Consider the following 14,186-nt stretch of genomic DNA (forward strand, 5'->3'; position numbering starts at 1 on the left):
TAGGATAAGATGAGATTATTTGCAAAAGATAAAAACGGACATTTTATCCGTGAAGTGAATGGGATTAAATTGCCATTCCCTCTCACTGAATTTATGAAAGTGAGATTTGTAGGGTATGCATTTTCCGCAATTTTAATGGCGATTTCCCTCTTCTTCATTGTGACAAAAGGCTTCAACTGGGGCTTGGATTTTACCGGTGGTGTGGTATTTGATACTCACTTCTCACAACCGGCTGATTTAGAGAAAATCCGTGGCACATTAAATCAAAACGGGATTGCAAGCCCGATTGTACAAACAACGGGTTCTGTACAAGATGTGATGATCCGCTTACCGGCTGATAATAACGATTCTGCTATTGGTGATCACGTTAAAAGCATGCTCCAAACGATTGACCCGAATATTCATATTAACAGTATCGAATTCGTCGGTCCAAACGTGGGTGAAGAACTGGCTCAAGGTGCGGTTTATGCGACCCTTGCAACCCTAGCAATGATGTTAATTTACGTGGGTTCACGTTTTGAATGGCGTTTAGGTTTTGGTGGTATTGCCTCACTTGCGCATGACGTGGTGATTACACTCGGTGTATTCTCTGCATTACAAGTCGAAATGGATTTAACCTTCGTGGCGGCGATTCTTTCCGTTGTAGGTTATTCTATCAACGATAGTATCGTGGTATTCGACCGTGTGCGTGAAAACTTCCGTAAAATTCGCCGTGTAGAAACCATCGATATTATTGATATTTCCTTAACGCAAACCTTATCGAGAACCATCATGACATCTCTCACAACGCTTCTTGTTGTGATTGCCTTGTTCTTCTTTGGTGGTCCATCAATTCATAACTTCTCATTAGCGTTATTAATTGGTATCGGTTTTGGTACTTATTCATCAATCTTTATCGCGATTGCGATTGCTTATGATATCGGCCTACGCCGTGAACATATGATTCCACCAAAAGTGGATAAAGAAGTAGATGATTTACCTTAATCTATTAAACATCAGATAAAAAGAAAGCCACCATAACGGTGGCTTTTTTATTACTAAAATTATGACATTTAATGACCGCACTTTAGTCGTTTACATCTCCTAATAAAGCGGCATATTTCTTCGTTGATTCAGAGCTTTCCAAAGTGATTTTAAACGCCATTGTCAGCGGCACTGAAAGTAACATACCGACTGTACCGAGCAACCATCCCCAGAAAAGCAACGAAAAGAATACGACCAAGGTAGAAAGCCCTAAGGTTTTACCCATCATTTTCGGTTCAATAATATTACCGATCACAATATTTAATGCAATAATACCGACGGTTACGCCCATGCCTACACCAAATCCATTCAGCAATAATGCTTGAACAACAATCGGCACGGCTGCAATAATCGAACCGATATTCGGAATGTAATTTAATAAGAAGCTTAAGGTTGCCCATAAAATCGCATATTGGACATCCATTACATCCAATAAAATCCACGTCGAGACGCCGGTAAGCAAACTAATCACCGTTTTCACACCAAGATAACTAATCACACCATCTAAAATACGATCGATGTGATGTTCTTCCGCGACAACATCATGTTCATTATCACTTAAAACTAAAGCAAGTTTATGCTTCATGGTTGGCGCTTCAAGCAGCATAAAAATCACCGCTAAGATCAACACAAAAGCATTCGTCACCACGCCAGAAAAGTTTAATAATAAACGGCTCACAAAGTTCATGATCACACTTGGATCAAAATGCTCCATAATGGCTTCGCGAGAAATCACAATCGGCAATTTTAGTTTTTGAGCTAACGCCATGAGGTCATTTATACGCTCCGAAAGCAGCACTTTATATTGAGGAATCGAGCGTGTAAATTCTTGCACACTGCTATTAATTAATCCCGCCAAGAAAAAGAATACAATTAAAATTAAGATAAACAGCAAGGCAATAGCAATACCATGCGGCACTTTGCGTTGCGTCATCGCTTTAATCACTGGCGAACAAATAATAGCGATGAATAATGCCAATAAAAAAGGCACCACAATTTCTGCTGCCAGTTTAATTCCCGCAAACACAATCACTAAAGCCGCCATAGCGACTATAGTGCGATTAAAATTTACGTTTTTTTCCACTAAATGGCTTCCTCATTTTCTTCGCCTGTCCGAACACGGATTACACGTTCTACATCATAAACAAAGATCTTCCCATCACCGATTTTGCCTGTTTGGCAAGTTTCAACGATGGTTTCAAGGCATTGTTCAAGTAAATCATCCGGCACGACAATTTCCATTTTTACTTTAGGCAGAAAATCCACCATATATTCCGCACCACGATAAAGCTCAGTATGCCCTTTTTGACGACCAAAACCACGAACTTCAGTTACTGTCATGCCACTGATACCGATATCAGATAAATTTTCACGCACATCGTCTAATTTAAATGGCTTAATAATGGCTTCAATTTTTTTCATTTTATTTCTCCAAATTTTCGCGACGTGCGGCTTTTGGACGGAAGCTTGTAATCACTTCAGGCTTGGTATCAATATAAATACCATCAATTAATTGCAAGCAGTAAGGCACCGCACTAAAAATCCCTTTTACTAAGACTTTACCTTGCTCATCTTTCACACCTTCTAAAGTCTCTTTGATGGCTTTTGGCTGCCCTGGTAAATTCAAGATTAGGCTATTTTTACGAATCACGCCAACTTGACGAGATAAAATCGCTGTTGGCACAAAATGCAAACTCACTTGACGCATTTGCTCACCAAATCCAGGCATTTCACGATCGGCTACCGCTAACGTGGCATCCGGTGTCACATCACGTTTTGCCGGCCCTGTACCGCCCGTTGTGAGCACTAAATGACAATGGTACTCATCCACTAATTCTTTCAAGGTTTGTTCGATTAATGGCTGTTCATCTGGAATTAATCGCGTTTCTACTTCAAAAGGCTCCACCAACGCTTGCTCTAACCATTGTTGTAACTCGGGAATCCCTTGATCTTGATACACACCACTTGATGCGCGATCAGAGATTGAAATCAAACCAATTTTTAAAAGTGCGGTCATTTTCTTTCCTCATTTTTATATGCAATAAACAGGATCATTCTACCCTATTTTCTCTTTTACCAAAGCATAAAAAAGCCATTTAGCTTTCACTAAATGGCTTTTTATTTTACACATTATTGTCTGGCTTGAACTTTGCCATCTACATAATCGATTGTGACTACTTTGCCTGGTAATAATTGACCAGATAGAACTTGTTGTGCCAAGCTGTTTTCGATCTCTTGTTGGATTGCACGTTTTAATGGACGCGCCCCATAAATTGGGTCGTAACCGACTTCACCAATGAAATCTAATAACGCTTCAGTAAACACTAATTCGTAACCACGAGTTTCCATACGTTTTGCTAAGCGTTCTAATTGAATACTTGCAATTGCACGGATATTTTCTTTATCAAGTGGATGGAATACCACAGTTTCGTCAATACGGTTGATAAATTCCGGACGGAAATGTTGGCTCACCACTGACATCACTAAGGCTTTCATTTCGCCATAGCTTTCGTTTTTGCTACCTTGGATTAAATCAGAGCCCAAGTTAGAGGTCATAATCACCACGGTGTTACGGAAGTCCACAGTACGACCTTGACCATCAGTTAAACGGCCATCATCCAACACTTGTAATAAGATGTTGAATACATCCGCATGTGCTTTTTCCACTTCATCCAACAAAATTACCGAATATGGACGACGACGTACCGCTTCAGTTAAATAACCACCTTCTTCATAACCTACGTAGCCTGGAGGCGCCCCCACTAAACGAGATACGCTGTGTTTTTCCATAAACTCTGACATATCAATACGTACCATCGCATCTTCGCTGTCAAAGAGGAATTTCGCCAATGTTTTGCAAAGCTCAGTTTTACCCACACCAGTTGGCCCTAAGAATAAGAAAGAACCAATTGGGCGGTTAGGATCTGAAAGCCCTGCACGGCTACGACGAATTGCATTCGCGACAGCATCAACAGCTTCTTCCTGACCGATTACACGTTTGTGCAATTCTTCTTCCATGCGTAAGAGTTTTTCTTTCTCACCTTCCATCATTTTAGAAACTGGAATGCCGGTTGCTTTAGAAAGTACTTCCGCAATTTCTTCATCCGTCACACGATAGCGTAATAGGCTCATTTCTTTGCCTTCACCGGTTTCAGCGGCTGCAAGTTGTTTTTCCAATTCAGGAATACGACCGTATTGAAGCTCAGACATTTTACTTAAATCGCCAGCACGACGCGCTTGTTCCATTTCAGTTTTCGCCGCATCTAACGCTTGTTTGATGTGTTGAGAACCTGAAAGTGCTGCTTTTTCTGACTTCCAGACTTCTTCAAGCTCAGCATATTCACGTTCTTTTTCAGAAAGTTCTTTTTCTAACATGTCTAAACGTTTACGGCTTGCTTCGTCTTCTTCTTTTTGTAATGCCTGTTGTTCCAATTTTAATTGGATGATACGGCGTTCAAGACGATCGAGTGGCTCTGGTTTAGAGTCAATTTCCATACGGATGCTAGAAGCGGCCTCATCAATTAAGTCGATGGCTTTATCCGGCAATTGACGATCGGAAATATAACGATGCGAAAGTGTTGCTGCTGCCACGATTGCCGGGTCAGTAATATCTACATGGTGATGGATCTCATAGCGCTCTTTCAAACCACGTAAGATAGCAATGGTATCTTCTACACTTGGTTCATCTACAAAGACTTTTTGGAAACGACGTTCAAGCGCCGCATCTTTCTCGATATATTGACGATATTCGTCTAATGTGGTCGCACCCACACAGTGTAATTCACCACGAGCTAAACTTGGTTTTAATAAGTTACCTGCATCCATCGCACCGTCAGTTTTACCTGCTCCAACCATGGTATGAATTTCATCAATAAAGAGGATCACGCGACCTTCTTCTTTTGCAAGTTCATTTAATACCGCTTTTAAACGTTCTTCAAATTCACCACGATATTTTGCACCTGCAATCAAGGCGCCCATATCTAAAGAAAGTACACGTTTGTTTTTTAAGCCTTCAGGCACTTCACCATTAACAATACGTTGTGCCAAACCTTCCACAATAGCGGTTTTACCTACACCAGGCTCACCGATTAGTACTGGGTTATTTTTGGTACGACGTTGCAATACTTGAATGGCTCGACGAATTTCTTCATCACGACCAATAACCGGGTCGAGTTTGCCACTTTCAGCACGAGCTGTTAAATCAATCGTATATTTTTCAAGAGCTTGTCTACTTTCTTCTGCATTTTGATCGTTCACGCTTTGTCCTCCGCGAATATGTTGAATCGCTTGTAAAATTTGTTCTTTTTTCACACCACATTTTTTCAAAATGTCATTTAATGCGCCACGCTCTTCAAGCGCTGCTAATAAGAACAATTCACTGGAAATAAATTTATCTTGTTTTTGTTGTGCTAATTTGTCACATAAATTCAATAAGTTAAGTAATTGACGAGAAATTTGCACGTCTCCGCCATTACCTGACACTTGTGGCAATTTATTCAATTCTGCGGTTAATTCATTACGTAATAACGCGACATTCACGCCACTTGCTGTCAAAATCGGTGCAATTGAACCGTCTTGTTGATTTAAAAGTGCGGCCAATAAATGCACTGGTTCGATAAACTGATTATCTTTACCAAGCGCTAATGACTGCGCTTCACTGAGTGCTTGTTGGAATTTAGTGGTAAATTTTTCAATATTCATATCTTATCTTCTCCTGCATAAAATTGTTGGGGTCATCCCCTTTATGAGTAATTAAATAAGACCCTTTTTTGGTATTTCAAGAGAAAAAATCAACTATTTTTAATTTTTTCTATCAAACTTTACTTCTTGATAGGTTTAAGCAACTAAGATTTGATGAAGTGGCACGTCCCACACTTCTGTTGGAAGCTGTTCGACTTGCTGACATTGATGGGCTAATCCCACGGGGATAAAAGGAGACTTCTGCCAATGTTGTAAGGTGCGATCATAAAAACCACCGCCCATGCCAAGGCGATTCCCTTGTCTATCAAACGCGACGAGTGGTGTAAAAAGAATATCTAATTCATCCAAAGGCAATACATTTTGCACATTGAGTTTAGGTTCCCAAATGCCAAATTTATTTTTCAGCATCGGAGTATCAGGCAAATAACGTAAAAACAAAAGGTGATTCGGATTGAAAGGATGCAAGACGGGCAAATAAACCTGTTTACCTTGCGCCCAAAGAATTTTGATGAGTTTATCCGTGGAGATTTCTCCATCAAAGGAAATATACAAGGCAATATGCTGCGCATTTCGTTCTTCAATTAATGCGAGAGCTTGTTGAGTGATGGAGTCTTCCGCCTGTTGCTGCTGAAGTGCGGTCAAATTTGCTCGTGTTTTACGAATTTGCTGACGAAGCTGATTGCGAAGCGTTTGCTGTGTTGATTTCATTCGATTGGAAAGAATGGATTTAAGAGAAAGGTCCCAGAGTGCCGCTACGAGTAGTAGTCCTTGAACCCGACGGTCCAAGGAAACCGGTAAGGCCATTTTTAGGTTTCTTTAGTCCAATGACAAAGTCAAAGGTCAAGCCTACACACCAATGGCGGGAAACCGATTTATAAAGTTCTAAGTATCGGCTCAGGGACATAACCCATCCACGAACACCCCAGGAAATCTTTTAAATTTATACTAGCTCAATTTGATTGGTTTGACTAGCCTTTATTTGAATAATTTTGCTTATTTAAGCACGTCCCACAAGGGACGGGATTATTTTTTAACCGGTTGAATTAAATCAGACTCTTCCGGTTTTTTCACGTCCGCAAATTGTTTATCTTTATTCGCATCGATGACTTGTTGAGTTTGACTTGCTAATTGTTGTAAACCCATTTTTTCATAGGCTTCTTTCATTAAGAATAAGCCTTCGTAAGTCGCTTTAGCATCTGGATATTGTTGTAACATACCCACTACACGGTTTGCTACCGCTACCCATGCATCACGTTTTGCATAGAATTTTGCAATTTCTAATTCATGACGAGCTAATGAATCTTTGATGTATGCCATACGTGCTACTGCATCTTGTGAATATGGGCTATTTGGGAACGCACGCACTAAGCTTTGGAAGTTTGAAAACGCTGTTTTCATTGAAGTTGTTTCACGCGTTGCACGATCGATACCAAAGAAATCTTGAATCATGTTATCGGCCGTTGCTAAGTTTGTTAAACCCGCCATATACACTGCATAGTCACGGTTTGGACTTTGTGGGAATTGGTGTAAATAGTTATCTACAGTGACCAACGTTGCGGTGTAATCTTGTGTTTTATAGTTTGCATAAATTAAATCAAGCATCGCTTGCTCTTGGTAAGTACTACCAGGGAAGCGCTCTGTTGCCGCTTTTAAATAACGAATCGAGTCAGAATAGCTCCCTTCTTGCAATGCTGCCGCCCCTTTTGCATAAAGATCATCAACAGAAGCCTGTTCCACTTCTTTATTACCACTGCTACAAGCTGCAATCGCGAATGAGGTCAATGCAATAAGTGCAAGAGATTTTATTTTACGCATTCTTTTTTCCTTAATTTTTACGAAAATCAATAAATAAGTTACAATTAACGAATATTGTATAGAACATTACACAATAAGCCAACTTTTTAAATTTTTAGATGGATTTTTTATGCCACAAATGACCTTAACGGCTGAAATTCAGCCCGAACAAATGGGACAGCGTTTAGACCAAACCCTCGCAGAGTTGTTCCCAGAATATTCCCGTTCGCGTTTAAAAACCTGGATTGAAGCAAAACAGGTAAAAATGAACGGTGAAATTGCCGATATTCCACGTGCAAAAGTTTATGGCGGAGAGCAAATTGAAATTTCGGTAGAAGTGGAAGATGAAAACCGTTTTGAACCACAAAATATTCCGCTTAATATCGTTTATGAAGATGACGATATTATCGTGATTAATAAACCTAAAGATCTCGTGGTTCACCCCGGTGCGGGCAATCCAAATGGCACGGTACTTAACGCGCTACTCTATCACTATCCACCTATTGCCGAAGTACCGCGTGCAGGGATTGTGCATCGTTTAGATAAAGACACAACGGGTCTCATGGTTGTTGCTAAAACAATTCCTGCACAAACCAAACTTGTGCGTGACTTACAAAAACGTAAAATCACTCGTGAATACGAAGCTATCGCCAGTGGCATTATGACCAAGGGTGGAACCGTAGATCAGCCAATGGCTCGTCACGCCACCAAACGTACATTGATGGCGGTTCACCCAATGGGTAAACCCGCTGTAACGCACTATCGCATTATGGAAAACTTCCGTAATTACACGCGTTTACGCTTACGTTTAGAAACAGGGCGTACTCACCAAATTCGTGTGCACATGGCGCATATCGCACATCCATTATTAGGCGATCAAACTTATGGTGGTCGTCCTCGTCCACCTAAAAATGCAAGCGAAGCCTTCACTGAAGTACTACGCAATTTTAAACGCCAAGCCTTACATGCGGTTATGTTGCGTTTAGCTCACCCGATTACGGGAGAAATGATGGAATGGTATGCGCCATTGCCGGATGACTTTGTCGAATTACTTCATGCCTTAAAAGCGGATTACCTCGAACATAAAGACGAGTTGGATTATTAAGATGAAAACCATTGTTCCAAACTGGAATGTTCCACCACATATCCAAGCGTTTACAACCACAAGAGAAGGTGGCGTGAGCCTGCTGCCTTTCAATAGTTTCAATTTAGGCGATCATGTCGAAGACGATAAAAGTGCGGTTAAAACTAACCGCACTTTATTGGTCGAAAAATTTAATCTGCCGCACTTTCCATTGTTTTTAACTCAAACACACAGTATTCGTGTAATCACGGTGCCTTATGAGGGCAATAATTTAGAGGCCGATGCGGTTTACACCAATCAACCTAACCAAGTATGTTTGGTGATGACCGCTGATTGCTTGCCAGTTTTATTCACCAATAAACAAGGCACTGAAGTGGCTGCAGCACATGCGGGCTGGCGTGGACTCTGTGATGGTGTATTAGAAGAAACCGTGAAATGTTTCCAATCTGCCCCCGAAGAAATTATTGCGTGGTTTGGGCCTGCTATCGGCCCTAATGCATTCCAAGTTGGCAAAGAAGTGATTGCGCAATTTATGGCTTTTGACCCAATTGCAGAAACGGCTTTTCGACCCGATCCGAATGAATCAGGAAAATATCTCGGCAATCTTTATCAAATCGCTACACAACGCCTCAATAAATTAGGGATTACCCAAATTTACGGCGGTGAACATTGCACATTCACAGAAAAAGAGACCTTTTTTTCCTATCGTCGAGATGGCAAAACAGGCCGAATGGCGAGTCTGATTTGGATAAAAAAATAAACTCATCAATACAACAAACCGCACATTAAAGTGCGGTTTATTTTTGGCTTATTCTGAATAACTTTCGAACCAACTTTCTAAAATCAAGCAAGCAGAGATCCCATCGACTTTGCTTTTATTGAGAGCGCGATAACCGCCACGCTGGAAAATTTCATCTCTAGCAGAAACCGTCGTTAAGCGCTCATCTTGCAATTCTACTTTGATACCGAAACGACCATTTAAGCGATTGGCAAATTTTTTCGCACGAAGTGTTAAATCTTGCTCGGTACCATCCATATTTAAAGGCAATCCCACCACAATAACATCAGGCTTCCAATCCTTTAAACATTTTTCAATGGCATCCCAGTTTGGAATCCCATCTTGCGCTTTAAATGCGGGCAAGGCTTGCGCTGTACCCGTGATACTTTGCCCGACCGCACAACCGATACTTTTTGTGCCAAAATCAAACGCGATTGCCGTGATGCCCATTAACTATGCCCTACTTGTGAAAAGACAAAATTATGAGGATGAATCCCTAATAATTGATTCGCTGCGGGATAACGATCTTCATAAATCGTTTCAAACAAAATGGTGTCTGAAGCCGGTGCCACTAACCACGCATTATCCGCAATCTCTTGTTCTAACTGTCCAGCTGTCCAACTGGCACAACCGAGTGCAACCAGATATTTCTCAGGCGCATCCGCTGAACCAAAGGTTTCCACAATATCTGCTGACGTGGTGAGATACATGTCATCAGTAATTTTATAACTATGCTCAAATTCTTTCGCTGTTTTCTTATGCAGAATAAAACCACGCTCAGAATGTACAGGGCCACCCGCAAGTACAAGTTCATTGCTAAAAGTGCGGTCATTTTTCATCATAAAATTCATTTTTGAATATAGCTCTGCAATGCTTAAATCGGTGGGTTGATTAATCACTAAGCCCATCGAACCTTGCTCATTATGCTCGCACATATACACCACGGTATTTTGGAAATAATCCTCCAACTGTGGCATCGCAATTAAAAATTGCCCTTGTAAATCCATCATTATCCCAAATCTCCAAAACAAATTTGTAACGCACTAATGGCTGCTAAAGAAGCCGTTTCTGTGCGTAGCACACGCTTTCCTAATAAAATTTCAGTAAATCCTTGTTGTTCAGTTTGTGCGATTTCTTGAGGTGATAAACCACCTTCAGAACCAATAAGTAAACGAACCCCTTCTTTTGGAATTGAAGGTAAGGTTTTAATTGAATATTGGGCTCTTGGATGTAAATTCAATTTCAGTGCACCATCATTTTCAGCACACCAATCTTGTAATTTCATTAACGGACGAATTTCTGGTACAACATTACGTCCACATTGTTCACAAGCGGCAATAGCAATTTTTTGCCATTGTTGAATTTTCTTATCCATGCGTTCGCCGTCTAGCTTCACTCCACATCGTTCTGACCATAATGGTGTAATCACATTCACACCCAACTCTACGGATTTCTGAATGGTGAATTCCATTCGATCACCACGTGAAATCACCTGTCCTAAGTGAATCGATAAATTTGACTCTTTATCACTCCATTCACACCCCAAAATCTCCACTTTAACGGCTTTTTTACTCGCTTCAATAATTTTGGATGGATAAATATGATTACTTCCATCAAATAATTCGATTTGTTCGCCTTCTGTCATCCGCAGTACACGTCCTACGTGATTAGCCGCATCCTCTGAAAGTTGACAAGTGGATTGATTTTTAAGGGATTCTGGATGATAAATTCTTGGAATACGCATAACATTGAGTCTTTGATATAAGGAAAAAGTGCGGTCATTTTCAACCGCACTTTTCATATTATTCTGTTTCTAAATCTTTTGGCAAACTTTCTAAAATGGTTCGCCAGTAAGCGGAAGTCACTTGCTTATGTTTGCGAATACAACCTACCACTAAATCGGATTGGCCACTTTCACAAATATCGCGCAATTCAACATAGAAATCATGCGTGACTTGGCGATGTTTTTCTTCGCTGAAAAACAATAAACCAATTTTATGATAAACCCCGCGTAAACTATTAAAAATCAAACGATAGAAAGGTTTATTCGCCATGACTGTAAATTGGCGGAATAATGCATAATCAAATTCCATATAACTTTCAGCGGTGTTTTCTAATGAATCCAACCCTTTAAACAAAGCAACTGAAGCTTTAGGTGAATTTTTGACAGCTTCATAAATATAAGATTCAGACATACGACTACGCAACGAAAGCATATTTTCAATGATTAATGGCGCACTCTGACGATCTAAGGTAATTAAGGTTTCAATAATGCTTGGGCCGGCTGTATCCCAAATATCATTGACTTTTGTCGGCTTGCCGTGTTGAATGGTAAGCCATCCATCTCGTGCTAAACGCTGTAATACTTCACGTAATGTGGTGCGTGTCACACCGATTTTATCGGCTAAATCACGTTCAGAAGGAAGATTGGTACCCGCGGGAAATACATCATCCCAAATGCTTCTAACAATATATTCTTCGGCAAGTGCGGCTGGGCTTTGTGCCCGTAAAAGGGTATTATCTGTTTGCATAAATATAAAATAAATATAAAAAAGCTTAAAAAGATCAAAAAATGTGATTTATTCAATAAATCTTTAACTGGTCTATTATCCTTTAAAGCTGTATATATTACAATGTTAAGACTATAAAAAAACGGAGTTCGATATGACTTACACACAAGCATTTATGAAAAACTTTCTGGGCGCAAGTCCAGATTGGTATAAATTAACCATTATTGCCTTCCTGGTAATTAACCCGATTTTATTCTTTTTTGTTAGTCCATTTCTTGCTGGTTGGCTACTCGTTGCCGAGTTTATTTTCACGCTAGCCATGGCATTAAAATGCTACCCACTTCAACCGGGTGGTTTATTAGCATTTGAAGCCATTGCCATTGGTATGACGAATGCTGAACACGTTAAAGCGGAGATCGTGGCAAACTTTGAAGTCGTTTTACTTTTAATCTTCATGGTGGCCGGTATTTATTTTATGAAGCAACTTTTGCTTTATGTTTTCACCAAATTATTAGTGCGTATTCGTTCTAAAATCGTTCTCTCTTTAGCATTCTGTTTTAGTGCTGCATTTCTTTCAGCTTTCTTAGATGCACTAACTGTTGTGGCGGTCATCATCAGTGTTGCCATGGGTTTCTATGGGGTTTATCACAAAGTGGCATCAGGGAAAAATCTACAGGATGCAGTTGATATTGCCGATGATAACAAAATTAAAAATCACGAAACTCTCGAAAAATTCCGCTCTTTCTTACGTAGCTTAATGATGCATGCTGGTGTCGGTACTGCACTCGGTGGTGTAATGACCATGGTGGGTGAACCACAAAACTTAATCATTGCAGAACAAGCCAAATGGAATTTCATTGAATTTTTCTTCCGTATGGCTCCTGTGACAGTCCCTGTATTTATCTGCGGATTACTCACTTGTATTTTAGTCGAAAAATTTAAATTATTCGGTTATGGTGAAAAACTACCGGAAGAAGTATGGCAAGTCTTAGCGGATTTAGATCGTGAAAACGCACAAAAAATGTCTAAACAAGATAAGATTCGTCTTTCTGTCCAAGCGGTTATCGCGGTTTGGTTGATCTTAGGTTTAGCCTTCCATTTAGCGGCTGTAGGCATGATTGGTTTAAGTGTGATTATCCTTGCAACAACCTTTACTGGTGTAACTGATGAACACGCTATTGGTAAAGCATTCCAAGAAAGTTTACCTTTCACTGCATTATTAGTCGTATTTTTCTCTGTCGTTGCGGTGATTATCGATCAAAAACTTTTTGCGCCAATTATTCACTTTGTATTAAGTTCTGAAGAGAAAACACAGTTAGCATTATTCTACGGTTTCAATGGTTTACTTTCTGCGATTTCTGATAACGTATTCGTAGCAACAGTTTATATCAATGAAGCGAAACATGCCCTTGCGACAGGCGCAATTACACCGCACCAATTTGAATTACTTGCGGTAGCAATCAATACAGGTACAAACTTACCTTCTGTCGCTACACCAAACGGTCAAGCCGCGTTCTTGTTCTTATTAACATCATCGCTTGCACCGTTAATTAAACTTTCTTATGGTAGAATGGTCTACATGGCATTGCCTTACACTATCGTATTAACGCTAGTTGGTTTCCTTGCAATCGAATTTATCCTACCAGGAATGACGATTTGGCTTGCAAACCTTGGCTTAATTCTTCCAATTTAATGAAGCATAAGGAGAAAGAATGCTCGACTTTTTTAAGCAATTATCCCTTAAACGTTCAGCGTGGATCTTTTTGGCATTTTCCGCATTTGCCCTAGAATCCACCGCACTTTACTTTCAATACGGAATGGGTTTACAACCTTGCGTACTTTGTGTTTACGAACGTTTAGCTATGGTAGGGTTATTTATTGCTGGTTTTATCGGCGCCTTAGCCCCTAGTTCGCTTATTGTCCGCATTCTTGCTCTTATTGTGGGTTTATTTAGTGCAATCAAAGGATTAATGATTTCCATTCGTCACCTTGATTTACAAATGAACCCTGCGCCATGGAAACAATGTGAATTTATACCAAACTTTCCAGAAACGTTACCATTCCATAAATGGCTACCTGCGGTCTTCAATCCAACAGGCAGCTGTAACGAAAGCCAATGGTCACTTTTCGGCATCACGATGGTGCAATGGTTGGTATTTATTTTCGCTGTCTATGTCATTGTGTTGGGATTAATTACACTTTCACAAGTGAAGAAAAGTCGAAATCGACGTCTTATTTTTAAATAGTCTAATCACATACTAAAAAGCCTAGAGATATTTCTCTAGGCTTTTTTCTT

The 14,186-nt window shown here is 40.1% G+C and carries 15 protein-coding genes and 1 other RNA gene; 5 read left to right on the plus strand and 11 right to left on the minus strand.

Annotated features, from left to right (window positions below; genetic code table 11):
• Positions 1 to 9 precede the first annotated feature (9 nt).
• Entirely contained in the window at positions 10 to 984 is a 975-nt protein-coding gene (gene secF, locus INP94_RS00490) for a protein translocase subunit SecF (protein ID WP_005697896.1), read from the plus strand.
• Between the two features lie 82 nt (positions 985 to 1,066).
• On the opposite strand, the gene INP94_RS00495 is transcribed toward secF, so the two are convergent.
• From INP94_RS00495 to INP94_RS00525, 7 genes are all read right to left on the minus strand, one after another.
• On the minus strand, positions 1,067 to 2,107 hold the full coding sequence (locus INP94_RS00495) for an AI-2E family transporter (protein WP_197543690.1): 1,041 nt from the start codon (positions 2,105 to 2,107) through the stop codon (positions 1,067 to 1,069).
• A complete protein-coding gene (glnB, locus tag INP94_RS00500; RefSeq protein ID WP_005697836.1) occupies positions 2,107 to 2,445 on the minus strand; it encodes a nitrogen regulatory protein P-II in 339 nt (112 codons plus the stop codon). Before glnB ends, INP94_RS00495 begins: the two co-directional genes overlap by 1 nt.
• Before the next feature lies 1 nt (position 2,446).
• On the minus strand, positions 2,447 to 3,040 hold the full coding sequence (gene mog / locus INP94_RS00505; protein ID WP_197543691.1) for a molybdopterin adenylyltransferase: 594 nt from the start codon (positions 3,038 to 3,040) through the stop codon (positions 2,447 to 2,449).
• Between the two features lie 113 nt (positions 3,041 to 3,153).
• Positions 3,154 to 5,724, minus strand: coding sequence for an ATP-dependent chaperone ClpB (gene clpB / locus INP94_RS00510; RefSeq protein ID WP_197543692.1), 2,571 nt, complete (start codon positions 5,722 to 5,724; stop codon positions 3,154 to 3,156).
• 135 nt (positions 5,725 to 5,859) lie between these two features.
• Positions 5,860 to 6,432 carry a 5-formyltetrahydrofolate cyclo-ligase gene (locus tag INP94_RS00515; RefSeq protein ID WP_197543693.1) on the minus strand — a complete coding sequence of 191 codons (573 nt, stop codon included), beginning with the start codon at positions 6,430 to 6,432 and terminating at the stop codon, positions 5,860 to 5,862.
• Positions 6,433 to 6,458: 26 nt separating this feature from the next.
• Positions 6,459 to 6,656: non-coding RNA, 6S RNA (gene ssrS, locus INP94_RS00520), on the minus strand.
• Positions 6,657 to 6,747: 91 nt separating this feature from the next.
• A complete protein-coding gene (locus INP94_RS00525; RefSeq protein WP_005697879.1) occupies positions 6,748 to 7,539 on the minus strand; it encodes an outer membrane protein assembly factor BamD in 792 nt (263 codons plus the stop codon).
• A 109-nt stretch (positions 7,540 to 7,648) separates the two neighbouring features.
• Between INP94_RS00525 and rluD the strand changes: the two genes are divergently transcribed.
• Positions 7,649 to 8,623 (plus strand): 23S rRNA pseudouridine(1911/1915/1917) synthase RluD, encoded by a 975-nt coding sequence (gene rluD, locus INP94_RS00530; protein WP_197543694.1) that lies wholly within the window; start codon positions 7,649 to 7,651, stop codon positions 8,621 to 8,623.
• 1 nt (position 8,624) lies between these two features.
• Positions 8,625 to 9,362 carry a peptidoglycan editing factor PgeF gene (gene pgeF / locus INP94_RS00535; protein WP_197543695.1) on the plus strand — a complete coding sequence of 246 codons (738 nt, stop codon included), beginning with the start codon at positions 8,625 to 8,627 and terminating at the stop codon, positions 9,360 to 9,362.
• Between the two features lie 48 nt (positions 9,363 to 9,410).
• Here pgeF and ruvX read toward each other — a convergent pair whose 3' ends face one another.
• From ruvX to fadR, 4 genes are read right to left on the minus strand one after another with little or no spacing between them, the layout of a single operon-like run.
• Positions 9,411 to 9,830, minus strand: a complete 420-nt coding sequence (gene ruvX / locus INP94_RS00540; protein ID WP_197543696.1) for a Holliday junction resolvase RuvX — start codon at positions 9,828 to 9,830, stop codon at positions 9,411 to 9,413.
• Complete coding sequence (locus INP94_RS00545; RefSeq protein WP_005695456.1) at positions 9,830 to 10,390, minus strand: YqgE/AlgH family protein; 561 nt, start codon at positions 10,388 to 10,390, stop codon at positions 9,830 to 9,832. The genes ruvX and INP94_RS00545 overlap by 1 nt, the downstream gene beginning before the upstream one ends.
• Entirely contained in the window at positions 10,390 to 11,124 is a 735-nt protein-coding gene (gene rsmE / locus INP94_RS00550; RefSeq protein WP_197543697.1) for a 16S rRNA (uracil(1498)-N(3))-methyltransferase, read from the minus strand. The genes INP94_RS00545 and rsmE overlap by 1 nt, the downstream gene beginning before the upstream one ends.
• 58 nt (positions 11,125 to 11,182) lie before the next feature.
• A complete protein-coding gene (fadR, locus tag INP94_RS00555; protein ID WP_005697938.1) occupies positions 11,183 to 11,911 on the minus strand; it encodes a fatty acid metabolism transcriptional regulator FadR in 729 nt (242 codons plus the stop codon).
• Between the two features lie 133 nt (positions 11,912 to 12,044).
• On the opposite strand from fadR, the gene nhaB reads away from it, so the two are divergent.
• Positions 12,045 to 13,583, plus strand: a complete 1,539-nt coding sequence (gene nhaB / locus INP94_RS00560; protein WP_197543699.1) for a Na(+)/H(+) antiporter NhaB — start codon at positions 12,045 to 12,047, stop codon at positions 13,581 to 13,583.
• 19 nt (positions 13,584 to 13,602) lie between these two features.
• Positions 13,603 to 14,136: a disulfide bond formation protein DsbB gene (gene dsbB / locus INP94_RS00565; RefSeq protein WP_014064102.1), complete on the plus strand. Its 534-nt coding sequence runs from the start codon at positions 13,603 to 13,605 to the stop codon at positions 14,134 to 14,136.
• Positions 14,137 to 14,186 lie beyond the last annotated feature (50 nt).

Origin of the sequence: Haemophilus parainfluenzae, from assembly GCF_014931395.1 — a bacterium.
In the GTDB taxonomy this organism is placed as follows: domain Bacteria; phylum Pseudomonadota; class Gammaproteobacteria; order Enterobacterales; family Pasteurellaceae; genus Haemophilus_D.

Excerpts from the sequence above, each read along its gene's own strand:
- secF (WP_005697896.1), top strand. The coding sequence starts at position 10 with ATGAGATTATTTGCAAAAGATAAAAACGGACATTTTATCCGTGAAGTG.
- glnB (WP_005697836.1), bottom strand. The coding sequence starts at position 2,445 with ATGAAAAAAATTGAAGCCATTATTAAGCCATTTAAATTAGACGATGTG.
- mog (WP_197543691.1), bottom strand. The coding sequence starts at position 3,040 with ATGACCGCACTTTTAAAAATTGGTTTGATTTCAATCTCTGATCGCGCA.
- clpB (WP_197543692.1), bottom strand. The coding sequence starts at position 5,724 with ATGAATATTGAAAAATTTACCACTAAATTCCAACAAGCACTCAGTGAA.
- INP94_RS00515 (WP_197543693.1), bottom strand. The coding sequence starts at position 6,432 with ATGAAATCAACACAGCAAACGCTTCGCAATCAGCTTCGTCAGCAAATT.
- INP94_RS00525 (WP_005697879.1), bottom strand. The coding sequence starts at position 7,539 with ATGCGTAAAATAAAATCTCTTGCACTTATTGCATTGACCTCATTCGCG.
- rluD (WP_197543694.1), top strand. The coding sequence starts at position 7,649 with ATGCCACAAATGACCTTAACGGCTGAAATTCAGCCCGAACAAATGGGA.
- pgeF (WP_197543695.1), top strand. The coding sequence starts at position 8,625 with ATGAAAACCATTGTTCCAAACTGGAATGTTCCACCACATATCCAAGCG.
- ruvX (WP_197543696.1), bottom strand. The coding sequence starts at position 9,830 with ATGGGCATCACGGCAATCGCGTTTGATTTTGGCACAAAAAGTATCGGT.
- INP94_RS00545 (WP_005695456.1), bottom strand. The coding sequence starts at position 10,390 with ATGATGGATTTACAAGGGCAATTTTTAATTGCGATGCCACAGTTGGAG.
- rsmE (WP_197543697.1), bottom strand. The coding sequence starts at position 11,124 with ATGCGTATTCCAAGAATTTATCATCCAGAATCCCTTAAAAATCAATCC.
- fadR (WP_005697938.1), bottom strand. The coding sequence starts at position 11,911 with ATGCAAACAGATAATACCCTTTTACGGGCACAAAGCCCAGCCGCACTT.
- nhaB (WP_197543699.1), top strand. The coding sequence starts at position 12,045 with ATGACTTACACACAAGCATTTATGAAAAACTTTCTGGGCGCAAGTCCA.
- dsbB (WP_014064102.1), top strand. The coding sequence starts at position 13,603 with ATGCTCGACTTTTTTAAGCAATTATCCCTTAAACGTTCAGCGTGGATC.